This is a genomic window from Streptomyces sp. CB00455, from assembly GCF_001905445.1.
In the GTDB taxonomy this organism is placed as follows: domain Bacteria; phylum Actinomycetota; class Actinomycetes; order Streptomycetales; family Streptomycetaceae; genus Streptomyces.
In genome coordinates, this window is record NZ_LIVQ01000011.1 from 94586 (window position 1) to 116839 (window position 22254).

19 protein-coding genes are annotated in these 22254 nt (G+C 73.0%); 5 read left to right on the forward strand and 14 right to left on the reverse strand.

Features of this window, described 5'->3' with window-relative positions:
- Nucleotides 1-185: 185 nt before the first annotated feature.
- A complete protein-coding gene (locus AMK16_RS31250) occupies nucleotides 186-1274 on the reverse strand; it encodes a prephenate dehydrogenase (protein ID WP_073920696.1) in 1089 nt (362 codons plus the stop codon).
- Nucleotides 1275-1578: 304 nt separating this feature from the next.
- Between AMK16_RS31250 and AMK16_RS31255 the strand changes: the two genes are divergently transcribed.
- From AMK16_RS31255 to AMK16_RS31265, 3 genes are all read left to right on the forward strand, one after another.
- Nucleotides 1579-1920: a DUF952 domain-containing protein gene (locus AMK16_RS31255; RefSeq protein ID WP_073920697.1), complete on the forward strand. Its 342-nt coding sequence runs from the start codon at nucleotides 1579-1581 to the stop codon at nucleotides 1918-1920.
- 82 nt (nucleotides 1921-2002) lie between these two features.
- Nucleotides 2003-2497, forward strand: coding sequence for a Rieske (2Fe-2S) protein (locus AMK16_RS31260; RefSeq protein WP_073920698.1), 495 nt, complete (start codon nucleotides 2003-2005; stop codon nucleotides 2495-2497).
- Between the two features lie 41 nt (nucleotides 2498-2538).
- A complete protein-coding gene (locus AMK16_RS31265; protein ID WP_073920699.1) occupies nucleotides 2539-3216 on the forward strand; it encodes a nucleotidyltransferase domain-containing protein in 678 nt (225 codons plus the stop codon).
- Nucleotides 3217-3261: 45 nt separating this feature from the next.
- Here the strand turns inward: AMK16_RS31265 and AMK16_RS31270 are convergent, their stop codons facing one another.
- The 11 genes from AMK16_RS31270 to AMK16_RS31320 all read right to left on the reverse strand — a co-directional run bounded on the left by AMK16_RS31270 (nucleotide 3262) and on the right by AMK16_RS31320 (nucleotide 16593).
- Nucleotides 3262-4245, reverse strand: coding sequence for an ADP-ribosylglycohydrolase family protein (locus tag AMK16_RS31270; RefSeq protein ID WP_073920700.1), 984 nt, complete (start codon nucleotides 4243-4245; stop codon nucleotides 3262-3264).
- Between the two features lie 140 nt (nucleotides 4246-4385).
- A complete protein-coding gene (locus AMK16_RS31275; protein WP_073920701.1) occupies nucleotides 4386-5129 on the reverse strand; it encodes an NUDIX hydrolase in 744 nt (247 codons plus the stop codon).
- A complete protein-coding gene (locus tag AMK16_RS31280; RefSeq protein ID WP_073920702.1) occupies nucleotides 5126-6205 on the reverse strand; it encodes an AAA family ATPase in 1080 nt (359 codons plus the stop codon). The genes AMK16_RS31275 and AMK16_RS31280 overlap by 4 nt, the downstream gene beginning before the upstream one ends.
- Nucleotides 6202-6810: a nicotinamide riboside transporter PnuC gene (gene pnuC / locus AMK16_RS31285; RefSeq protein WP_073920703.1), complete on the reverse strand. Its 609-nt coding sequence runs from the start codon at nucleotides 6808-6810 to the stop codon at nucleotides 6202-6204. The genes AMK16_RS31280 and pnuC overlap by 4 nt, the downstream gene beginning before the upstream one ends.
- A gap of 167 nt (nucleotides 6811-6977) precedes the next feature.
- Nucleotides 6978-8534, reverse strand: a complete 1557-nt coding sequence (locus tag AMK16_RS31290; RefSeq protein ID WP_079191856.1) for a pseudouridine synthase — start codon at nucleotides 8532-8534, stop codon at nucleotides 6978-6980.
- Nucleotides 8534-9175, reverse strand: a complete 642-nt coding sequence (scpB, locus tag AMK16_RS31295; protein ID WP_073920705.1) for an SMC-Scp complex subunit ScpB — start codon at nucleotides 9173-9175, stop codon at nucleotides 8534-8536. The genes AMK16_RS31290 and scpB overlap by 1 nt, the downstream gene beginning before the upstream one ends.
- On the reverse strand, nucleotides 9172-10275 hold the full coding sequence (locus AMK16_RS37850; protein WP_107417295.1) for a segregation/condensation protein A: 1104 nt from the start codon (nucleotides 10273-10275) through the stop codon (nucleotides 9172-9174). The genes scpB and AMK16_RS37850 overlap by 4 nt, the downstream gene beginning before the upstream one ends.
- 1046 nt (nucleotides 10276-11321) lie before the next feature.
- Nucleotides 11322-11882, reverse strand: a complete 561-nt coding sequence (locus tag AMK16_RS31305) for a hypothetical protein (RefSeq protein WP_073920707.1) — start codon at nucleotides 11880-11882, stop codon at nucleotides 11322-11324.
- A complete protein-coding gene (locus AMK16_RS38220) occupies nucleotides 11867-13027 on the reverse strand; it encodes a ParA family protein (protein ID WP_073920708.1) in 1161 nt (386 codons plus the stop codon). Before AMK16_RS38220 ends, AMK16_RS31305 begins: the two co-directional genes overlap by 16 nt.
- A 325-nt stretch (nucleotides 13028-13352) precedes the next feature.
- On the reverse strand, nucleotides 13353-14468 hold the full coding sequence (gene ald, locus AMK16_RS31315; protein ID WP_073920709.1) for an alanine dehydrogenase: 1116 nt from the start codon (nucleotides 14466-14468) through the stop codon (nucleotides 13353-13355).
- A gap of 151 nt (nucleotides 14469-14619) precedes the next feature.
- Nucleotides 14620-16593, reverse strand: coding sequence for an NB-ARC domain-containing protein (locus AMK16_RS31320; protein WP_073920710.1), 1974 nt, complete (start codon nucleotides 16591-16593; stop codon nucleotides 14620-14622).
- Nucleotides 16594-16836: 243 nt separating this feature from the next.
- Here AMK16_RS31320 and AMK16_RS35530 point away from each other — a divergent pair, with 243 nt between their 5' ends.
- Entirely contained in the window at nucleotides 16837-17307 is a 471-nt protein-coding gene (locus AMK16_RS35530) for a DUF1772 domain-containing protein (protein WP_073920711.1), read from the forward strand.
- Nucleotides 17308-17434: 127 nt separating this feature from the next.
- Here the strand turns inward: AMK16_RS35530 and AMK16_RS31330 are convergent, their stop codons facing one another.
- Together AMK16_RS31330 and AMK16_RS31335 are read right to left on the reverse strand one after the other, a co-directional pair.
- The gene (locus AMK16_RS31330; protein WP_073920733.1) at nucleotides 17435-18067 is read right to left on the reverse strand and encodes an NUDIX domain-containing protein; all 633 of its coding nucleotides are present in this window, start codon (nucleotides 18065-18067) and stop codon (nucleotides 17435-17437) included.
- Nucleotides 18068-18150: 83 nt separating this feature from the next.
- Nucleotides 18151-19788 (reverse strand): CTP synthase, encoded by a 1638-nt coding sequence (locus tag AMK16_RS31335; RefSeq protein ID WP_073920712.1) that lies wholly within the window; start codon nucleotides 19786-19788, stop codon nucleotides 18151-18153.
- Nucleotides 19789-20285: 497 nt separating this feature from the next.
- Between AMK16_RS31335 and AMK16_RS31340 the strand changes: the two genes are divergently transcribed.
- Nucleotides 20286-22097: a glycoside hydrolase family 15 protein gene (locus tag AMK16_RS31340; protein ID WP_073920734.1), complete on the forward strand. Its 1812-nt coding sequence runs from the start codon at nucleotides 20286-20288 to the stop codon at nucleotides 22095-22097.
- The last annotated feature ends 157 nt before the right edge of the window (nucleotides 22098-22254 follow it).

Here is a 22254-nt window from a genome sequence, read left to right on the forward strand (position 1 = left end):
GGACCGAGCCCGGAGGCGGACCCGGGCCGGGAGGCGGACCCGGGCCGAGGGACGGCCCCAGGCCGAGGGACGGCGCGCGGCCGAAGGGCGGCCCGGGCAGGCCGGCGCGCGGCCGAGGGGAGCCGACCGGGGCCGAGCGGTGGGACCGGGCCGACCGGCGGCGCGCGGACGGGGGGCGGCGCCGGTTACTGCTGGCGCAGTGCCCAGCCCCGCTCGCGCAGCTCGGCTGTCAGGCCCGCCACGGCCCTCGGCTCCACCATCAGCTGGACCAGGCCGGCCTGCTGACCCGTCGCGTGTTCGATCCGTACGTCCTCGATGTTGACCCCGGCCCGCCCGGCGTCGGCGAAGATCCGGGCCAGCTCGCCCGGCTGGTCGCTGATGAGGACGGCGACCGTCTCGTAGAGCGTGGGCGCCGCGCCGTGCTTGCCGGGCACGCGGACCCGGCCGGCGTTGCCGCGGCGCAGGACGTCCTCGATGCCCGCCGCTCCCCCGCGCCGCTTCTCGGCGTCGGCGGACTGCAGGCCGCGCAGGGCCTCGACGGTTTCCTCCAGGTCGGCGGCGATGCCGGCGAGCACGTCGGCGACCGGGCCGGGATTGGCCGACAGGATCTCCACCCACATCCCCGGGTCGGAGGCCGCGATGCGGGTGACGTCGCGGATGCCCTGCCCGCACAGCCGGACGGCGGTCTCGTCGGCCTCCTCCAGCCGGGCCGCGACCATGCTCGACACCAGCTGGGGGGTGTGGGAGACGAGCGCCACGGCCCGGTCGTGGGCGTCCGCGTCCATGACGACGGGGACGGCGCGGCACAGGGACACCAGCTCCAGGGCCAGGTTCAGGACCTCGTGCTCGGTGTCCCGGGTGGGGGTCAGCACCCAGGGGCGGCCCTCGAAGAGGTCCGCGGTGGCCGCCAGGGGGCCCGACCGTTCCTTGCCCGCCATGGGGTGGGTGCCGATGTACGCCGTGACGTCCACGCCTAGCTCGGCGAGCTCCCGGCGGGGTCCGCCCTTGACGCTGGCCACGTCGACGTAGGCCCGCGCCAGGCCGCGTCCGATCGCGTCGGCCAGCGAGGCGGCCACGTGGGCCGGCGGTACGGCGACGACCGCGAGGTCGACCTGGCCGTCGGGGGCGTCGTCCGTGCCGGCGCCGAGGGCGGCGGCCGTGCGGGCCTGGGCCGGGTCGTGGTCGGTGAGGTGGACGGTGATCCCGCGGGCGGTCAGGGCCAGCGCCGCGGAGGTGCCGATCAGTCCGGTTCCGATGACGACGGCGGTTCTCACGGGCACTCCAGGGGTCTGCGGCGCGGTGACGGCTGTCGGGCCAGGGTAGCCAGTCCGGGGACCACCGCGGCGCGAGGGCCCGGCGGCCGGCCGCTCCGGATCCGTCCGCCGGGGGTGAGCCCGCCGCCGGCCCGGGGCAGCATCTGCCCGCTCCGGTCCGCGCCCCGTGTCGCTCTCGCCCTCCTGCTCGGCGGCCTCCTGCGACGCCCCGGACGATGTCACCCGGAACGGGACGGTGTCACCCGGAACAGACAGGGGCGCCACCTGGCGCAGCGCCCCGGCGGGCTGCTGTAGAACGATCGGCATGATCTTCCACATCGTCGCGCTCGCCGACTGGACCGCCGCTCCCGGGCTCCCCTACGCCCCGTCGTCCCTGGAGTCGCAGGGGTTCGTGCACTGTTGCGCGGACGTCCCCACCACGCTCGCGATCGCCGACGCGCACTACCGCGGGGTACGGGGGACGCTGCTCGCGGTGGAGCTCGACGAGGGCTCCCTGACCGCCGAGGTCCGCCGCGAGGGCGGGCCCGGCAGCCGCTACCCGCACGTCCACGGTCCTGTGAACCGGGAGGCCGTGAGCCGCGTGTGGCAGGTGGCACGCACTCCCGGCAGCCCTGCCTCACTGGTCCCATGGGAGCCGGGCCACTGAAACGGCGCGGCACGCTTCACCTGAGGCGCGCCGCAGGCCAGGATGCTGCTCGCCCATCCGGCCACAATGCGAGGAGAGACACATGAGCGACCCCACGCGCACCGCCCGGCGCACGGTACTGACGGCCGGCGCCGCCGCCCTGGCAGGCGGCGCCCTCACCGCGTGCGGCGGCGGTGACGGCGAGACGAAACCGAAGAGCGAGTCGGGCAGCGCGGTCACCCCCTCCGCGGCCACCCCCGCCGCGCCGGCCGCCTCCGCGCCCGCCGCTTCGCAACCCGCCGCGGGCGGCAAGGCCATCGCCAAGGCCGCGGACGTGCCGGTCGGCGGCGGCACGGTCCTGAAGGACGAGAAGCTGGTGGTCACCCAGCCCACGGCCGGGTCCTTCCGCTGCTTCTCGGCGGTCTGCACCCACTCGGGGTGCCTGGTGAACAAGGTGGCGGACGGCAGCATCGACTGCCCCTGCCACGGCAGCAAGTTCAAGGACACGGACGGCGCGGTCACCAAGGGCCCCGCCACCCGCCCGCTGCCCGAGAAGAAGATCAAGGTGGCGGCGGACGGCAGTATCTCGCTCGCATAGCGGCGGACCAAGCACGAACCAAGCACTACTAGAGTCACCGGATGGACGAACTGACACTGGTGCGCGACCACACGGTCTACCGGTGCGTGATGGGCTCCCGGGCGTTCGGGCTGGCGACGGAGGCGAGCGACACCGACCGACGCGGTGTCTACCTCGCCCCGACGCCGCTGTTCTGGCGCTTCGACAAGCCCCCCACGCACGTCGAGGGGCCGCGGGAGGAGGAGTTCTCCTGGGAGCTGGAGCGCTTCTGCGAGCTGGCTCTGCGCGCCAACCCGAACATCCTGGAGTGCCTGCACTCGCCCCTGGCGGAATACGTGGACCCGGTCGGTGAGGAACTGCTCTCGCTGCGCGGGGCGTTCCTCTCCCGCCGGGCCCACACCAGTTTCAGCCGGTATGCGGCATCCCAGCACGGCAAACTCCTCGCCGACGTCCGCGTCCACGGCGCTCCGCGCTGGAAGCACGCCATGCACCTGCTGCGCCTGCTCCTGTCCTGCCGCGACCTGCTGCGCACGGGCCGCCTCACCATCGACGCGGGCCCGCACCGCGACCGCCTCCTCGCGGTCCGGCGCGGGGAGCTCACCTGGGACGAGGTGGACGCGTGGATGACCCGCCTGACGCAGGAGTCCGAGGCCGCGCTGGCCACGACCACCCTTCCCGGAGAACCGGACCGCGCCCGCGTGGAGGACTTCCTCCACCGCGCCCGCCGCGCCTCGGCCTAGTCCTGCGGCCGGGCCGGCCGTGCGGGGAGGGGCGTCCCGCACGGGTCAGGCGTCCCAGAGGCTTCCGAAGGCCAGGAGTTCGTCGCGGTACTCGATCCGCTCCGCCCAGTCGCGGGGCCAGGCGTCCGCGCCGAGGTGGGCTCCGGCGAAGGCGCCCGCCAGGCAGGCGAGGGAGTCGGAGTCGCCCGCCGTGCAGGCGGCGCGGCGCAGCGCCAGGAGGGGTTCCTCCGGGAAGAGCAGGAAGCACTGCAGGGCGGTGGCGAGGGCTTCCTCCGCGATCCAGCCGTCGCCCGTGGTCAGGCAGGGGTCGGTCTCCGGGGAGGGGTTGCGCAGGGCGGCCGTCAGCCGGTCCAGGGCGTGGAGGCAGTCGTCCCAGCCCCGCGCGATGAACGACTCCGCGGAGGCGTCGGACGCCGTCCGCGTCCAGAGGTCGCCGAGCCAGCGCTCGTGGTAGCGGGTGCGGTTCTCCAGCGCGTAGGAGCGCAGCCGCCCGACCAGGCCCGTCACCTCGGTGCCCTGCGCCAGCAGGTGCACCGCCCGCGCGGTGAGGTCGGAGGCGGCCAGTGCCGTGGGGTGGCCGTGGGTGAGGGCCGACTGCAGCTGCGCGGCGCCGGCCCGCTCCTCCTCGGTCCAGCCGGGGACCAGCCCGACGGGGACCACCCGCATGTTCGCGCCGCAGCCCTTGGAGCCCGTCTGGCTGGCATCCCGCCAGTCGCGCTCCGGGTGGTCCAGCAGCCCGCAGGCGACCATGCAGGTCCGGCCGGGGGCGCGGTTGTTCTCCGGGGAGTGGTACCAGTCGACGTACTCCTCGCGGACCGGGCGGGCCAGGCGCAGCGGGCCGATCCGGCCGCGCTCCAGTGCCGTCCGTATGCCCCGCGCCAGGGCGAGGGTCATCTGGGTGTCGTCGGTGACGATCGCCGGGCGGGGCAGCCGCATCTCGCGCCACGGGCCGGTCTTGGCCAGGATCGAGGGGACGTCGCTGAACTCCGTGGGGAAGCCGAGAGCGTCGCCCAGCGCAAGGCCGGTCATGGCACCCGTCGCGGCCCGCTTCGTCCGGGAGGGTGTCGCGGGCGCCGCCGGCGCCGCCGGCCGCGGCAGCGAACGCGCCACCGGCTGCGTCGGCGTCTGCGTCGGCGTCGGCGTCGGCGTCGGCGGCGTCTGTGGTGTGGTCATCGGGCGCGTCCTTCCGAGGGGCGGAGCAGGGGCGGGTGCAGGGCGGTCGCCGGGCCGGGCCGGTACAGCGCGGCCGGTTTGCCGCGCCCTCCGGTCAGCCGGGCGGCTCCGGGGACGGCCTCGACGAAGCCGGGCGAAGCCAGGACCTTGCGGCGGAAGTTGGGGCGGTCCAGGCCGGTGTCCCAGACGGTCTCGTACACGGCCTGGAGCTCGCCGAGCGTGAACTCGGGCGGGCAGAAGGCCGTGGCCAGGCAGGTGTATTCGAGTTTCGAGCCGATCCGCTCCCGTGCGTCCGCCAGGATCGCCGTGTGGTCGAAAGCCAGGTCCCGGGCCGATCCCACCGGCATCCAGCGGGCGTGGGCCGCGTCGCCGCCGCCGTGTTCGGCCGGCTCCGGCATGTCCGGCACCAGCGCCGTGAAGGCCACCGACACCACCCGCATCCGCGGATCGCGGCCGGGCTCGCTGTAGGTGCGCAGCTGTTCCAGGTGCAGGGCCGCCACCACGCCCGCCGGCAGGCCCGTCTCTTCGGCCAGTTCGCGGCGGGCGGCCGCCTCCGCGGACTCCCGGGGCAGGACGAAGCCGCCTGGCAGTGCCCAGGCGCCGGCGAAGGGCTCCTGCCCGCGCCGGATCAGCAGCACGTGGAGCTGCCCGCCCCGCACGGTGAACACCGCGAGGTCGACGGTCACCGCGAACGGCTCGAAGGCGTACGGGTCGTAGCCCGCGGGGAGCGCGGCGCTCATCGGGTCTCCGGCAGGGGGTCGGCGAAGTCCCAGCCCTCGGCGAGCAGTGCGTCGACCGCGGCCACGGCTGCCGCGAGCCGTTCCTCACGGCTGCCCCGTACGACGAGGAAACGCCGTCCGGTGCGCTCCAGTTCCTCCCGGAACCGCCCGGTCATCCACGGCCGCAGGTGCGGCCCGTCCCGCAGGCCGTCGTCCTCGAAGGGCACGTCCGCGTCGTCCGTCAGCAGGTACAGGTGGCGGGGCGTGAGTGCGGCGGTCTTCTCGACCTCCTCGCTGCGGCCGCCCGTGTACCGCTCGTGCCAGATGCCGGTGGCGAAGGAGTCGGTGTCGCAGACGAGCACCGGCGAGCCCCGCCGGGCCGCCCGCTCCTCCTCCGCGTCCTGGCGCCGTGCGATGACCGGGAACTCGTGGGAGGCGAAGGAGATGTCCGCCCAGGTGGCCGCAGGGTCCGCGGCCCGGGCCGCCGCCAGTTTCTCCTCGCTGTACCGGCGCCCGTACTCGGCGACCCATCGCGTCCCCGCCCAGACCCCGCCGCGCTGGCGGTAGTGCGCGGCCAGCGCCCGCGACAGCGTGGTGGTGCCCGTGGACTCGGCGCCGAGGACGACGACCCGGCGGGTCAGGGCGGCGCGTACGGCGGGTCCGAGGAAGTCCCAGCAGGCGACGGGATCGGCCCGCACGGCCGTGCCCGACACCGGGAAGCGGCTCCGGCCGGGGTCCACGCAGACCTCCTCGGCGCCGAACCGCCGGGCGAGTTCGGCTCCGTACGCCTCCGAGGTGAAGACGGCGTCCACCGGTCCGGCGACCGCCTCCCGGAAGACCGCCATGTGGGCCTCCCAGACCGCCGGGTCGTTCAGGTCGACGGGGATGTCGTCCACGGCGCCGACGACCTCGGCGCCCGGGTGGGCCTCCCGCATCCAGGCGACCCGGTCGGCGAGCGGAACGGATTCGACGGAGGCCGCGCAGACCAGCACGGTCAGCCGCTCGCACCGCTCCTGGGCGGTGCGCACCAGGTGGTGGTGGCCGGCGTGCGGCGGATAGAACTTGCCGAGCACCAGCCCGTGGCCGAAGCGCCTCACGCGGCGGCCCCCAGGGCCGTACGGGCGCCCCGCGCCGGCAGCGTCCGCCGCCAGCCGACGAGGCCGGCCACGCACAGGGCGAGGAAGCCGAGGTAGAGGAGGGAGGTCAGGTACAGGCTCTTGTAGGCGTAGAGGGGGATGTAGATCAGGTCGGCGGCGATCCACAGCCACCAGGACTCGACGAGCTTGCGGCACTGGCCGTAGGTGGCCGCGAGGGAGAGGCAGGTGGTGACCGCGTCCCAGAAGGGGACGGTGGAGTCGGTGGCGCGGTCGAGGAGCAGGGTCAGGGCGGCCACCCCCACCGCCCCCGCCACGGCCAGCCAGACCCATTCGGCGCGCGTGGTGCGGCGCACCGGCAGGGCCCGGGCGGTTCCTGGTCCACCCCCGTGGGTCCAGGACCACCAGCCGTACGCGGCGAGGGCGATGAAGACGATCTGCAGCCCGGCATCGGCGTAAAGGCCGGCCTGGGCGAAGAGCGCGATGAAGAAGACGTTGTTGGCGATCCCGATCGGCCAGTTGGCGACGTGCTGCCGTGCGACCAGCCAGACGCACACGGCGCCGGTGGCGAACCCGAGCGCTTCGGTCCAGCTCAAGGTCCAGTTCATGTCCGAGCCCCTCCCTTTAATAGTCACTATGACTATAAACAGCGGAAGGGGTCGAGGCAAGGGAGCCGGGGCAAGGGAGCCGAGGCAAGGGAGCCGGGCAAGGGAGAAGCCCGCGGCGCCGGTGGGCGCTGCGGGCTTCTCGGGTGAGCCGGTGGGAGCGGGCGGTCCTACAGACCGACCTCGCGCATCAGCATGCCGACCTCGGTGTTGGTCAGACGGCGCAGCCAGCCCGACTTCTGGTCACCGAGCTCGATCGGACCGAAGGAGGTCCGCACCAGCTTCTCGACCGGGAAGCCGGCCTCGGCCATCATGCGGCGGACGATGTGCTTGCGGCCCTCGTGGAGGGTCACCTCGACCAGGTAGTTCTTGCCGACCTGGTCGACGACGCGGAAGTGGTCGGCGCGGGCGTAGCCGTCCTCCAGCTCGATGCCGTCCTTGAGGCGCTTGCCGATCTCGCGCGGCAGCGGGCCGGTGATCGCGGCGACGTAGGTCTTCTTCACGCCGTACTTGGGGTGCGTGAGGCGGTGGGCCAGCTCACCGTGGTTGGTGAGCAGGATGATGCCCTCGGTCTCGGTGTCGAGCCGGCCGACGTGGAAGAGACGCGTCTCACGGTTGGTGACGTAGTCGCCGAGGCACTGGCGGCCGTCCGGGTCCTCCATCGTGGAGACGACGCCGGCGGGCTTGTTCAGCGCGAAGAACAAGTACGACTGGGTGGCGACGGTCAGGCCGTCCACCTTGATCTCGTCCTTCGGCAGGACGCGCTTGCCCTGCTCCAGCACGATCTCGCCGTTGACCTCGACGCGGGCCTGCTCGATGAGCTCCTCGCAGGCGCGGCGCGAACCCATGCCCGCACGGGCGAGGACCTTCTGGAGCCGCTCACCCTCCTCCTCGGCACCCGGGAAGGTCTTCGGGGTCTTGATCACGGGCTTGTCGGCGTACCGGTCGCGCACGCGCTCCTCGATCCGTGCGTCGAGCTCACGCGGGCGGGACTGGCCGCTGCGGCTGCCCGGGCCGCGGCGCGGGCCGCCGGCCCCGCCGATGCCCGGGGTCCTGGAGGTCTTGGGGCCGCCCTTGGCACCACCGCGCGCATCGGCGCCGCGGGCACCGGAGCCGCCGCGGGGGCCGTCGGCCGCGCCGCGGGCACCGCCACCGCCGGCCTTCGCTCCGCCGCGGCCGTTGCGCTCGCCTTCGGGGCCGACGTCGTAGCGGCGCTCCTCGGGGCGGGGGTTGCGGATACGGGGAGCCGGCTGGTCGCGGTCACGGTCCCGTGCGTCGGAGCCGCCGCCCTGGTAGCCGCCCGAGCTGCCACCACGCGAGCCGCCACCCTGGTAGCCGCCGGAGCTGCCACTGCGGGAGCCGCCACCCTGGTAACCGCCCGAGCTGCCACCGCGGGAGCCGCCGCCCTGGTAACCGCCCGAGCTGCCGCCGCGGGAGCCGCCGGAGCCGCCGCCCTGGTAACCGCCCGAGCTGCCGCCGCGGGAGCCGCCGGAGCCGCCGCCCTGGTAACCACCGGAGCTGCCGCCGCGGGAGCCGCCGGAGCCGCCACCCTGATAACCACCGGAGCTGCCACCGCGGGAGCCGCCGGAGCCGCTGCCACCGCCGGAGCCGCCACCGCGGTAGCCACCACCGCCGCTGGAGGAGCCGCCGCGGGGGTTACCGCGCCCGCCGCTGCTGCCTCCGCTGTTCCTGTTGCCGCCACCGTTGCCGTTGCCGCTGCTTCGCATCAAAGTTCCGTCGTCTTGTCGTCGTCTGCATCTGTGTCCGGTGCGTCCGGATCGAACGACGGAACACCTTCCTGCGTCTCGGCTTCGATCGCCTCCGCCTCGGGGAGGAAGGGCGCGAGCTCCGGGAGCTCGTCCAGGCCGCGCAGGCCCATCCGCTCCAAAAAGTGGTTCGTCGTCCTGTACAGGATCGCACCTGTTTCGGGTTCCGTCCCCGCCTCCTCCACCAGACCCCTCTGGAGGAGGGTCCGCATGACCCCGTCACAGTTGACTCCGCGGACCGCCGAAACCCGGGAGCGGCTCACCGGCTGGCGGTACGCCACCACCGCCAGGGTCTCCAGAGCCGCCTGGGTGAGGCGGGCCTGCTGGCCGTCCAGGACGAAGCCCTCGACGGCCGGGGCGAAGGCCGCCCGCGAATAGAATCGCCACCCGCCGGCCACGGGGCGGAGCTCGAAGCCGCGCCCCTGGAGCCTGTACTCGTCGGCGAGCTCGCGCAGGGCGTCGGCCACCTCGCGCGGGGTGCGCTCCAGCACCTTGGCGAGGTGCGCCTCGGTCGCGGGTTCGTCCACCACCATGAGGACGGCCTCCAGGGCCGGCTTCAGCTCCAGCGCGGCCACCGCGCTCTCTTTCGTCTCGCTGCTCAATCCTTCGCCTCCACGATCCGGTCGAACTCGTCGGTCACCGTCGGCATGCCGTCACCGTCCCCGCCGCTCCAGCGCACGGTCAGGGTGCGCAGGGCCTCCTCCTGGTCCAGGACCACGGCCCTCTCCCGGTAGAGCTCCAGCAGCGCCAGGAAGCGCGCCACGACGGTGAGGGTGTCCCCGGCGTCCTCGGTGAGCTCCTGGAAGGTGGCCTCTCCGCGGGCCTTCAGCATGCGGACGACCAGCCCGGCCTGTTCGCGCACGCTGACGAGAGGGGCGTGGATGTGGTCCACGTAGACCTGGGGTCTGGCCCTGGGCTGCATGGCCTTGACGGCGAGGCGCGCCAGGCCCGCCGCGCCGATGGAGATGACGACCTCGGGCAGCAGGTCGGCGTGGTGCGGCTCCAGGCCGACGGTGCGCGGGTAGCGCCTGGCCTCCGCCTCGGCGCGGGCCTCGAAGATCTCGGCGATCTGCTTGTACGCCCGGTACTGGAGCAGCCGCGCGAAGAGGAGGTCGCGGGCCTCCAGCAGGGCGAGGTCGGCCTCGTCCTCCACCTCGGCGGCGGGCAGCAACCGGGCCGCCTTCAGGTCGAGGAGGGTGGCGGCGACGACGAGGAACTCGGTGGTCTGGTCGAGGTCCCAGTCGGGGCCCATGGCCCGGATGTGGGCCATGAACTCGTCGGTGACCTTGGAGAGGGCGACCTCGGTGACGTCGAGCTTGTGCCGTGAGATCAGCTGGAGCAGCAGGTCGAAGGGCCCCTCGAAGTTGGCGAGCCGCAACGTGAACCGTCCGTCACCTGCCCCGCCTCCGCCGGTGGCCCCCGCACCACGGGCACCCCCGGAGCCGCCCCCCACGCTGCCCGCAGGGCGCTCGCCCGGAGCACTGTCCGCGATGTCCGCAACTTCGGAGCCCACCCCGGCGCCACTGGTCACGGCGGCAACCGGGCCGACGGCGTCCTGGGCCCCGGGCACCCCGGCCCCCGGGGCAACCGGGCCGGCAGCCCCGGCGGGCGCCTTCTCGGCGGTCCCGGCGGCGGCCCGGGCGGAGACCGCCGGGCCGGATGCGCCGACAACACCATCGGCAGGTACTCCTACGGCGGTCACAGCGGCTTCGGCAGAACTTGCCCGATCGGGGGCGTCGACGGGCGCTTCCCCGGCGGTCCCGGCGGCGGCCCGGGCGGAGACCGCCGGGCCGGACGGGCCGACAACGCCATCGGCGGGTGCACCCACGACGGTCACAGCGGCTTCGGCAGAGCTTGCCGGACCCGGGGCGCCGGCGGAGTCCTCGCCCGCGTCGCCCGGAGCCGGGCCGGCGATCTCCGCGGTCCTGACGGCGTCGCCGCCCCCTCGGGGCGTCGTTGGCGGCGCGTCGGCCGCCTCAGGGGCCCCTGGGGCGGCCTCGCAGGGAGCGCGGGACTCCGATCCGCCTCCCGCCGTCCCGGGCGGCGCAGAAGGCGCCTCAGGGACTCTGGGGCCGGATACCGGCCCACCGGGACCGCGGCCCAGGAGTCGGCGGGTCGGTCGGCCGGGTTCGGCGGGGAAGGGCATCGCGGTCCAGGTGCGGAAGGGGCGGAGCGGCATACGGCGGCGGGGACGACCCCGGCCACGTGCAGCCTAACCACGACCACGCTCCCCGGACAGGACCGGCAGCCCCCGCGAGCGAAGGCGCCAGACTCGGTCGGCAGCCGCCCACGGAAGGCCGGACCGCGCCCACCCGCCGGACAGGGGGCTGTCGGGCGGATCCCACCGGTTCTCCGGTGGGGCCGGGCCGGGCCGGTCAGTCAGTGAGTCAGTGAGTCAGTCAGTCAGTCAGTCAGTCAGCGGAAGTCTCGTGCTGGAACCGCTCGGCGATCCCCCGGGTCCGGGCCGGGTCGGGTTCCGGCTCCGGTTGCGCGAGTGCCGTGGCCACCGGGGGCGGGATCGGCCCGCCGACCGGAGCCGGGGCAGAAGGGTGCGCCTCGCGGGATCCGGGACCGGCAACGGCGACGGACCGGCGCGGCCGGGCCGGTCGGTCGGCGCACGTGCTCCGGTGTCGGCGTCGGCGCCGGTGTCGCGTCGGTGTCCGCTTCGGAAGCGCCGGGCTGCGCACGGCACGCCTCCCGCCACCGCGGGATCGGCCGGGCGACGGCGCAGCCGGTCCGGCCGGCCGGTCAGCGGCCGCGGAGTCTTCGTACGAGGATGCTCGCGTCCCCGCGGGATTCGAGATCGGCGAGGACGACGGCCACCGCCTCACGGACGATGCGGCCGCGGTCGACCGCCAGGCCGTGCTCCCCGCGCAGCACCAGCCGCGCGTGTTCCAGGTCCATGAGCTCCTCGGCGGAGACGTAGACCGTGATCTTCTCGTCGTGCCGCTCGCGCCCGCTGGGCCGCCGGTTGGCACCCCGGCCCTGACCCTTGCCGCGCCCGCCGCTCGGACCGCCGGGGCCCACGGGGCCGCCGGGACCGCCCGCTCCCGCCGCGCCGCCGACGCCCCCGGCGCCGTTGACAGAACCTTCCTGCGGCCGTCGGGGAGCACCCACCACGGGCTCCCCGGCGCCGGGCCCGGCCTCCCGGCCGCGGCCCTCCCCCGCCACGCCCGCGGCCGGGCCGGCCGCGCGCTCGGGGGCGGGGCCCTCATCGGCGCCGCGCCTCGGCGAGGAGGACTGCAGGGCCGTCCCGCCGGTCGTACGGAACAGTTCGTCGGCTCCGGGCAGACTCACTCGGCGGGACACCGGGCGAGCACCTCCCTGGCCAGCTGGCGGTAGGCGGCGGCGCCGACGGAGTTGGAGGCGTACGTCGTGATCGGCTCACCGGCGACCGTGGTCTCCGGGAAGCGCACCGTGCGGCCGATGACCGTGTGGTAGACGTGGTCGTCGAACGCCTCGACGACGCGCGCCAGCACCTCACGGCTGTGCACCGTACGGGAGTCGTACATCGTGGCGAGGATGCCGTCGAGCTCCAGCTCCGGGTTGAGCCGCTCCTGGACCTTCTCGATGGTCTCGGTCAGCAGCGCGACACCGCGCAGCGCGAAGAACTCGCACTCCAGCGGGACGATGACCTTGTGCGCCGCCGTCAGGGCGTTCACGGTCAGCAGACCGAGCGAGGGCTGGCAGTCGATCACGATGTAGTCGTAGTCGGCCATCAGGGGCTTGAGGGCCCGCTGGAGGGTGGACTCGCGCGCGACCTCGCTGACCAGCTGCACCTCGGCGGCGGACAGGTCGATGTTGCTCGGCAGCAGGTCCATGTTGGGGACCGCCGTCTTGAGCAGCACCTCGTCGGCCGACATGCCCCGCTCCATGAGCAGGTTGTAGACCGTGAGGTCGAGTTCCATCGGGTTCACGCCGAGACCCACGGACAGCGCGCCCTGCGGGTCGAAGTCGACGAGCAGCACCCGGCGCCCGTACTCGGCGAGCGCGGCACCCAGGTTGATGGTCGACGTGGTCTTGCCGACGCCGCCCTTCTGGTTGCACATCGCGATGATCTTCGCGGGACCGTGGTCGGTCAGCGGACCCGGGATGGGGAAGTACGGGAGCGGGCGTCCGGTCGGGCCGATCCGCTCACGGCGCTGGCGGGCAGCGTCGGGGGCGAGGGTGGCCGCGTACTCGGGGTCCGGTTCGTACTCCGCGTCGGGGTCGTAGAAGTGCCCTTCGGGCACGTTGTCGTAGTCGGCGAAACCAGTGGGCTTTTCGCCGCTCAGGTCGCCGGCCCTGGAGTTCACGTCTAGGCCGTCCATGCTCTTTCGGGGCGTCGTCTGGTGCTGGTGGTTTGCGAAGGTGCGGACTGCGACGGAGCCGACAGCCTCGAGCCCGGCGGGGTTGTGGCCCCGCTCCGGCGTCCCTGCTCGACCACCCCCAGGAGCAAATGTCGACTCATTCACAAGTCGTCTTACCTCCTCGGATGTGACCAGGACACTTATCGATAGGTCAGCGTGGCACCATGCCGACGGTTGGCGACTCTATGGCGTGTCACCACTCAGCGGCAACACAATCCGCCGGACCCGGCACGATGTGTCGGCAACCGAACACCACTCTGTCAAGGGCGCACGAGCTGTCGCTGCGAAGTTCCGCGGGTGTGCGAAAGGGCTAAAGGGTTACGTTCGAGGCGAGTTGAGGCGCTCCGCACGGCACCCCGCAAACACGTCCGGCCGGACCTCGGGGCAAGGTCCGGCCGGATACGTGAGATTGACGTCAGTCGTTGACGCCTCAGCCGAGCAGGGTGCTCAGCTCAAGGGTCTGCAGACCGTGGGCCTCGGCGACCGGACCGTAAACGACCTGGCCGTCATGGGTGTTGAGGCCCAGCGCGAGCGCGTGGTCGCGGCGCAGCGCCTCGGCCCAGCCGAGGTTCGCGAGCTGCACGATGTAGGGCAGCGTGGCGTTCGTCAGCGCGTAGGTGGAGGTGTTCGGGACGGCGCCCGGCATGTTGGCGACGCAGTAGAAGACCGAGTCGTGGACCTGGAAGGTCGGCTCGGCGTGGGTGGTCGGACGGGAGTCCTCGAAGCAGCCGCCCTGGTCGATCGCGATGTCGACAAGGACACTTCCGGGCTTCATCTTGGCGACGAGCTCGTTGGTGACCAGCTTCGGGGCCTTCGCACCCGGGATCAGCACCGCGCCGATGACGAGGTCGGCCTCGATGACCGCCTTCTCCAGCTCGAAGGCGTTCGAGACGATCGTCTTGATCTTCGTACCGAAGACCTTGTCGGCCTCGCGGAGCTTGTTGATGTCCTTGTCGAGCAGAGTCACGTGGAAGCCCATGCCGATGGCGATCTGCGCGGCGTTCCAGCCGGAGACGCCGCCGCCGATGACCACGCACTCGCCGGCGTGGGTGCCGGGGACGCCGCCCGGGAGCACGCCGCGTCCGCCGGCCGAGCGCATCAGGTGGTAGGCGCCGACCTGCGGGGCCAGTCGGCCCGCGACCTCGGACATCGGGGCGAGCAGCGGCAGCGCGCGGCCCGCGAGCTCGACCGTCTCGTAGGCGATGGCGGTGGTGCCGGACTGCAGCAGGGCGTCCGTGCACTCGCGGGAGGCCGCGAGGTGCAGGTACGTGAAGAGGGTCTGGTCCTTGCGCAGGCGGTGGTACTCCTCCGCGATCGGCTCCTTGACCTTCAGCAGCAGGTCCGCGCTCGCCCAGACCTCGTCGGCGGTGTCGAGGATCTCGGCGCCGGCCGCGACGTACTCCGCGTCCGTGATCGAGGAGCCGACACCGGCGTTCCGCTCGACGACGACCTGGTGGCCGTTGCGGACCAGCTCATGCACGCCGGCGGGCGTGATGGCGACCCGGAACTCGTTGTTCTTGACCTCGCGGGGGATGCCGACCTTCATCGTCGATCACGGTCCTTGGCTCAGGGGATTTTCGGGGCAATGACATACATACCCGCCCACAAGAACGCGCAACGGGATGCACCACAGGATGACGTGGTGAAGCCAGTCTAATGAAGGATGAGGTGCTGTCTAGCCTTGCAAACGAATAATCTCAGTCGGAAGTACTGCGGATTTCGCAGGCTGCGGGGTCGTCTCCCAGCAATCTGTCGGCTGCGGAGCGGTGCAGCCTGGCGGCCGCGGGGTCGCCCAGCCTGTCCAGCGTGTCGGCCAGCCGCACCTGGAGCGCGGCCTGGAGCCGCTGGTCCCCGGCCCTGCGCGCCAGCTCCACCGCCTCCCGGCAGGTGTGCAGCGACTCCTCGGGCCGGCCCGCGTATTCCTGGACCCGCGCCATCTCGCTCAACGCCTTTGCGTGGCCCTGGACATCGGCCAGTCGCCGGTAGCCCGCGGCGGCCGCCCGCCAGCTGCGCAGCGCGTCCCCGTAGCGGCCCGCGTAGGTGTGGACATTGCCGAGCCGCCCGTACAGCCGGGCCTCGTCCGCGCGCTCTCCCCGCGCCAGGGCCTGGGCCAGGGCCCGGCCGAACCAGTCGGAGGCCCGGTGCCAGTCCGCCAGTTCCTGGTAGGCACCGCCTACGGATTCCATCGCGCGGCCCGTCGCGTACGGGTCGTTGGCCGCCTTTCCCGCCACCAGCGCGGCCCGGTAGCGCTCCAGGGCCTCGTGGGTGCGGCCCGTCTCGGCGTCCAGGTCGGCCAGGTTCAGCAGCGCGGCGGCCTGCTCCCGGTGCAGCTCGCGGCGCTCGGCCACGTCGAGGACCAGCCGGTGCAGACCGTAGAGCTCGGGGGCGGCCTCCGCGGTCCCGCGGTGCTCCGCGAGGGCCCGTACGAGGGCGGAGACCAGCCGGCGGGCCAGGGTGTCCAGCTCGCCGTCGGCCACGGCCAGGGAAGCGGCCGCGGACAGCGCGGGCAGCCGGGTGTCCAGCCAGGTGGCGGCCGCCCGCCGGTCGGGGAAGCGCAGGGCGCGCGGCAGGCCGTCCAGCTTCTCCGGCCCGCCGGCGCGAGGGTCCTCCTCCGGCTCGGCCATGGCCCGGCAGGAGTGCAGCAGGCGTACGGTGCGCTCCAGCATGCGGGCCCGGGCCAGCTGGACCTCGGCGGGACGCTCCTTGGTCTCCAGCAGGGCCTGGAGGAGGGGCGCGAGGCTTCCGGGCAGCAGGAACAGGCCGTTGTGGGCGTGGCGCAGCAGGCCCAGGCCGGCGAAGTCGTCGAGCGTGGACTGGGCCGCGGCGACCGAGCAGCCGGCGAGGGCGGACGCGGTGTGCGAGTCGACGAAGCCGGCCGGGGCCAGCGGCAGCAGCCGCAGGGTCCGCTGGGCGGGCTGCGGAAGGGACTCGTAGACGAGGCGGAAGCCGCGGGCCAGGGGGCCGCCGGTGACGGCGGGCATGTCGTGGAGCTGCTTGGCCACGTCGACGACGGAGGCCTTGGGGTGGGCGGCGAGCCAGCCGCCGATCAGTGCGAGCGCGGCGGGCTGGCCGCCGCACTCCTCGGCGAGGGCTTCCGCGGCGCGGGGGTCGGTGGTGACGCGGATGTCGCCGATGCGCTGGACGAGCATCTCCACGGCGGAGGGCGTGTCCAGTCCCCCGATGGTGCAGGGCCGTACGTCGGGGATGCCGGTGAGGGGCCCCTCGGCGGTGACCACGACGAGGCATTCGGGGGTGTCCGGCAGCAGGGCGTCGACCTGGTGCGGATCCACGGCGTCGTCCACCAGGATGATCATCCGCCGGTCGTGGAGCGCGTCGCGCAGGGCGGAGCTGAGCTCGTCCTCGCCGGCGCCGGGCGGGGTGGTGCGGCCGAGCCCCTCCAGCAGGCCCCTGACGGCCCGTTCGGTGGCCACGCCCTGCCCGCCGGGGGAGGTGAGCCGGGTGCGGAGCACGCCGTCGGGGTACTGGTCGGCGACCTCGCGCACGAGCGCCTCGGCGAGGGCGGTCCGGCCGGAGCCGGGCCGCCCCGCGACCAGCAGGACGCGCGCACGGGGGGCTTTGGCCTTGCGGCCCGAGAGGGTGTCGAGCCCGGTCCGTGCGATGTCCTCGCGCAGCTCCTTGAGCTCACGCCGCCGCCCGACGAAATCCGTCACGGATCCGCTCCTCTCGCTGCCTTCGGATGGCGAGCGTAGTTCACGCAGAGCGACGATCCGGGTGGAGCGCGGCGGACAAATCCCCCAATCGGATCAGCCGACATTCACACGACCCCGCGATCCGTCCGCCTCCGGCCTCCCGGCCGGCCCCTCCCCGCCGCCCGGCTCGAACCGGGCCCGGCGGCTCCTGCCCGAAGCCGCACCGTCGGCCCTTCCCCGCAGCTGCCCGGATCGGCGCCCCGGATGCGGGCGGGGCCGCACCTGCCTTCCGGGCGCCACCGGCATCCGAGGCGCGCCCTCCGGCGCGAATCTCGTCCCGGCCTTCAACGCCGTGCCGCTCGACATAAGGCGCGACTTCCATGCGGAGCTGATGAAGATGAACGGGATCACCATGCAGGGAACCATGGCGATCTCAGCCCTCAGCTCCTCGCCCTGGCCGTCCTCACACGCGGTCGGACCCGAGTCGTCTCCGCCGCGGCGGGGATCCTGACCGCCGCGTCCTTCCTGATCACCCGGTTCGGGAACGTCCCGATCAACGGCCGCATCAAGCAGTGGGCTGCCACGGCACCGCCGGCCGATCACGCGGGCATCCTGCGCCGCTGGGAACTGTTCAACGACGCCCGTACCGTCACCGCTGTGGTGGCGTTCGCCCTCCTGGCCTTCCTGGCCCTGCGAGAGACCCCTCCGCGCTCACTGACGGAGAATCCGCTGTAAGCGACCTGATCTCGCGGCCGGCGCTGTGCGTGCGGCGGAGGGGCCTACCCCGTCCGGGCTCCGGCCTCGTACGGGATCAGGCCTCGTACGGGATCAGGCCCCAGACGGGATCAAACCGCGTACGGGATCACGCCTCGTACGGGCGGGCCGGCCAGGGGGACAGGGCCGGGCGGAGGGTTTCGACCCCGCCCGAGGCAAGGGCCGCGGACAGGGCCAGGACGCCCGAGACCAGGCCGGGGTTGCCGAGCCGCCCCGCCAGCACCCCCGCCACCAGCTCCGCCAGCGGCACCCTGGCGATCTCCATGTCGGCCTCCTCCTCGGAGACCTCGTAGCGATCTCCCTCCGCCTCCGCGAGATCCCGCGCCAGGAAGACCCGGACCGCCTCGTCGGAGCCCCCGGGCGACGAGAAGAAGTCGACGAGGACCCGCCAGTCCTCGGCCTTGACGTGCGCCTCCTCGTACAGCTCGCGCTGGGCCGCGTGCAGCGGGTTCTCCCCCGCCACGTCCAGCAGCCCCGCAGGCAGCTCCCACAGCCGGTGCCGGACCGGGTGCCGGAACTGCCGCAGCACCAGCACCCGCTGCTCCTCGTCCAGCGCCAGCACGCACACCGATCCGGGGTGCGCCTGGTAGTCGCGGCGCACCACCGCCCGGTCCGGCATGCGCACCTGATCCGAGCGGACCGCGGTCTTCGCGCCCTGGAACGGGGTCCGGGAGGCGATGACCTCCCACGACTCCGGTGTGTCGACGATGCCGTTGTCCATGGCCATGGCCTTGTACCTTCCCGAGAACGTAGGCAGCCGGGGCACGATCCGTGCCCCGGCTGCCTACGTTATGCGTCAGACCCTCACTTCGCGGACTGCTGCCGCTCCACGGCGGCCTTGACCAGCCCGGCGAACAGCGGGTGCGGGCGCGTCGGGCGCGAGCGCAGTTCCGGGTGGGCCTGGGTGGCCACCAGGTAGGGGTGGACCTCGCGCGGGTACTCGACGTACTCGACGAGCTTGTTGTCGGGCGAGGTGCCGGAGAAGACCAGGCCGGCCTTCTGCTCCAGCTCACCGCGGTAGGCGTTGTTGACCTCGTAGCGGTGGCGGTGGCGCTCGTCCACGTACGCCTGGTCGCCGTAGACCTCGCGCACGATGGAGCCCTCGGCGAGCTTCGCCGGGTACATGCCCAGGCGCATGGTGCCGCCCAGGTCGCCCGCGCCCTCGACGAAGGCCAGCTGCTCCTCCATGGTGGAGATGACCGGGTGCGGGGTAGAGGCGTCGAACTCGGTGGAGTTGGCGTCCTCGATGCCGGCCAGGTTGCGGGCGGCCTCGATGACCACGCACTGCAGGCCCAGGCACAGGCCCAGCAGCGGGATCCTGTTCTCGCGGGCGTAGGTGATCGCGCCGACCTTGCCGTTGACGCCGCGGTCGCCGAAGCCGCCGGGCACGCAGATCGCGTCCACGTCACCGAGCTGCGCCGCCGCGCCGGCCGGGGTCTTGCAGTCGTCGGAGGCGACCCACTTGATCTGCACACGGGCCCGGTTCGCGAAACCGCCGGCGCGCAGCGCCTCGGTCACCGACAGGTAGGCGTCGGGCAGGTCGATGTACTTGCCGACCAGCGCGACCTTGACCTCGTGGTCGGGGTTGTGGACCCGGTCCAGCAGGTCCTCCCAGACGGTCCAGTTGACGTCCCGGAAGGGCAGGTCGAGCTTGCGCACGACGTACGCGTCCAGGCCCTCGGTGTGCAGCACCTTGGGGATGTCGTAGATCGACTTGGCGTCGATCGCGGCGACCACGGCCGCCTCGTCGACGTCGCACATCAGCGAGATCTTGCGCTTGATGGAGGTGGGGACCTCGCGGTCGGCGCGCAGCACGATCGCGTCCGGCTGGATGCCGATGTTGCGAAGGGCGGCGACCGAGTGCTGGGTGGGCTTGGTCTTCAGCTCGCCGGAGGGGCCGATGTAGGGCAGCAGCGAGATGTGCACGACGAAGACGTTGTCGCGGCCGACCTCGTGGCGGACCTGGCGGACGGTCTCCAGGAAGGGCAGCGACTCGATGTCGCCGACCGTGCCGCCGACCTCGGTGATCACGACGTCGACGTCCGCGGTCGCCATCCGGCGGATGCGGTGCTTGATCTCGTTGGTGATGTGCGGGATGACCTGGACGGTGTCGCCGAGGTACTCGCCGCGCCGCTCCTTGGCGATGACCTGGGAGTAGACCTGGCCGGTGGTGACGTTGGCCGAGCCGTCGAGGTCGACGTCCAGGAACCGCTCGTAGTGGCCGATGTCCAGGTCGGTCTCGGCGCCGTCGTTGGTGACGAACACCTCGCCGTGCTGGAACGGGTTCATCGTGCCCGGGTCGACGTTCAGGTACGGGTCGAGCTTCTGCATCGTGACCCGCAGGCCGCGCGCCTTCAGCAGCGCACCCAGGCTGGAGGCCGTCAGGCCCTTGCCGAGGGAGGAGGCGACACCCCCGGTGACGAAGATGTGCTTGGTCGTCATGGCTGTGCTGTTTCGAAAAGCAGCGGGCGGCGTCGCCAAGAGGGGGCTCCCGTGGTCGCGAGGTGAGGTGCGTCCGGCGCCGGCCACCGTCGATCCGGAAGGGTCTCTGGGGGCGCCGAAGCTGCGGTTTCGGGGCTCCTGATTCGCACAGGCAGACCACCGGTCCACGGGGTACCAGCCTATCAGCGCCCGGGCCGGTCCGCCTCCGGCCACGCGGCGCGCGGAGCGTCCGCAGGCGTCGCCCACCACCCGGGACGGCGTATACGCTGTTCACTCGTTTGGATCAGCCGCATTCTTCCCCGGCCCGAGGGGATCACTAGGGTGCCGTCATATCCTGCTCGGATATTGCACACATCCCGCCGAGCAGTCCGTCAGACGGCCTAACCGAGCCGACATACGGAATCATGGGCTCAACGCGGAGATCCCCCACCACACGGAGACCGCGCAACCGCGCAATGCAAGCGCCCTTCGGGGCGAACGTGGCCGTTCGACTGGAGATGCACGTGTCCGGGCGCATCGAGGATTACGCACTCATCGGAGACATGCAGACCGCTGCCCTGGTCTGCCGGGACGGGGCCGTGGACTGGCTGTGCCTGCCCCGCTTCGATTCCCATGCCGTGTTCGCGAGCATCCTCGGCACCGAGGATCACGGGTTCTGGCGGATCGGCCCGGCGTTCCCGGCCGGCTCCGAGGCCCCGCGCGCCACCCGCCGCCGTTACCGCGGTGATTCGCTGGTGCTGGAGTCGGAGTGGGACACCCCGCGCGGGACCGTCCGCGTGATCGACTTCATGCCGCCCCGCGAGGACCACGCACCGCAGCTGATCCGGGTCGTGGAGGGGGTCAGCGGGCGCGTCCCGATGCGCTCCGCGCTGCGCATGCGTTTCAGCTACGGGCGGGTCGTGCCGTGGGTGCACAAGGTGGACGGGCGCACCGTCGCCGTCGCCGGACCCGACTCGGTCTGGCTGGACACCGAGGCGCAGACCTACGGCAAGGACCTGACGACGTACTCGGACTTCACCGTGGGCCCGGGCGACCGGATGAGCTTCAGCATCAGCTGGCAGCCCTCGCACCGGGGCGCGCCCGAGCTGCCGGACGCCGAGGCGGCCCTGGAGTCGACCACCGAGTTCTGGCGCGAGTGGGTCGAGCAGTGCACCTACCACGGGCCCTACCGGGAGGCCGTGATCCGTTCCCTGATCACCCTCAAGGCCCTGACGTACGGCCCCACGGGCGGGATCGTGGCCGCGCCGACGACGTCCCTGCCGGAGGAGATCGGCGGGGTCCGGAACTGGGACTACCGCTACACCTGGCTGCGCGACGCCGCCATCACGCTGTCCTCGCTGCTGCGCACCGGCTACCGCGAGGAGGCCCGCGCCTGGCGCGAGTGGCTGCTGCGGGCGGTGGCCGGCGACCCGGAGAACCTGCAGATCATGTACGGGATCGCGGGCGAGCGGGAGCTCGGCGAGACGGAGCTGGACTGGCTGCCGGGCTACGAGAACTCGCGGCCCGTCCGCGTGGGCAACGGCGCCGCCGGGCAGCTCCAGCTCGATGTGTACGGCGAGGTCACCGAGGCCCTGCACCTGGGCCACATGACGGGCCTGGCCCGCAGCGACTACGCCTCGCTGCTCCAGCTCAAGCTGATCCGCTACCTGGAGACCCACTGGGACCAGCCCGACGAGGGCATCTGGGAGGTGCGCGGCCCGCGCCGCCACTTCGTGCACTCGAAGGTGATGGCCTGGGTGGCGGTGGACCGCACGATCAAGCTCATCGAGAGCGGGGACGCGGACGGCCCGCTGGAGCGCTGGCGCGAGCTGCGCGACGAGATCCACCAGGACGTGTGCGAGAAGGGCTACGACAAGGAACGCAACACCTTCACCCAGTCGTACGGGTCGAAGGAGCTGGACGCCTCCCTGCTGCTGATCCCGCAGATGGGCTTCCTGCCGCCGGACGACAAGCGCGTCATCGGCACCATCGAGGCGATCCAGCGGGAGCTGTCCACTGCCGACGGTTTCATCCTGCGCTACCCGACGTCGGGCGAGGAGGCCGGTGTGGACGGCCTGGAGGGCGACGAGGGCGCCTTCCTCGCCTGCTCGTTCTGGATGGCCGACGACCTGGCGATGATCGGCCGGGTGGACGAGGCGCGGCGGCTCTTCGAGAAGCTGCTGTCGCTGCGCAACGACCTCGGGCTGCTGGCGGAGGAGTGGGACCCGCGGCTCCAGCGCCAGGTCGGGAACTTCCCGCAGGCCTTCAGCCACGTTCCGCTGATCGACACAGCGCTGCGGCTGACCGCGAGCGGGGCGTACGGGGGCTAAGGGCTGTCCCGGTCCGCGTCCGCTCGGGCCGCGGGACCGGCCGGCTGCGCCCGTCCCGCGGACGCGGTCCCGCACGGCGCGGGACCGGCCCGCCGCGCCCGTGTGATCCGCCCCGCCTACCCTGGAGGGGTCCTGCACCCTTCTCCGGAGGGGGAAC

Coding starts and splice junctions, on each gene's coding strand:
- ald (WP_073920709.1), bottom strand. CDS start 14,468: ATGAAGGTCGGCATCCCCCGCGAGGTCAAGAACAACGAGTTCCGGGTC.
- pnuC (WP_073920703.1), bottom strand. CDS start 6,810: ATGAACTGGACCTTGAGCTGGACCGAAGCGCTCGGGTTCGCCACCGGC.
- AMK16_RS31330 (WP_073920733.1), bottom strand. CDS start 18,067: ATGGACAACGGCATCGTCGACACACCGGAGTCGTGGGAGGTCATCGCC.
- AMK16_RS31290 (WP_079191856.1), bottom strand. CDS start 8,534: ATGCGAAGCAGCGGCAACGGCAACGGTGGCGGCAACAGGAACAGCGGA.
- AMK16_RS31275 (WP_073920701.1), bottom strand. CDS start 5,129: ATGAGCGCCGCGCTCCCCGCGGGCTACGACCCGTACGCCTTCGAGCCG.
- AMK16_RS31265 (WP_073920699.1), top strand. CDS start 2,539: ATGGACGAACTGACACTGGTGCGCGACCACACGGTCTACCGGTGCGTG.
- AMK16_RS35530 (WP_073920711.1), top strand. CDS start 16,837: ATGCGGGCGGGGCCGCACCTGCCTTCCGGGCGCCACCGGCATCCGAGG.
- AMK16_RS31335 (WP_073920712.1), bottom strand. CDS start 19,788: ATGACGACCAAGCACATCTTCGTCACCGGGGGTGTCGCCTCCTCCCTC.
- AMK16_RS31340 (WP_073920734.1), top strand. CDS start 20,286: ATGCACGTGTCCGGGCGCATCGAGGATTACGCACTCATCGGAGACATG.
- AMK16_RS31255 (WP_073920697.1), top strand. CDS start 1,579: ATGATCTTCCACATCGTCGCGCTCGCCGACTGGACCGCCGCTCCCGGG.
- AMK16_RS31270 (WP_073920700.1), bottom strand. CDS start 4,245: ATGACCGGCCTTGCGCTGGGCGACGCTCTCGGCTTCCCCACGGAGTTC.
- AMK16_RS31260 (WP_073920698.1), top strand. CDS start 2,003: ATGAGCGACCCCACGCGCACCGCCCGGCGCACGGTACTGACGGCCGGC.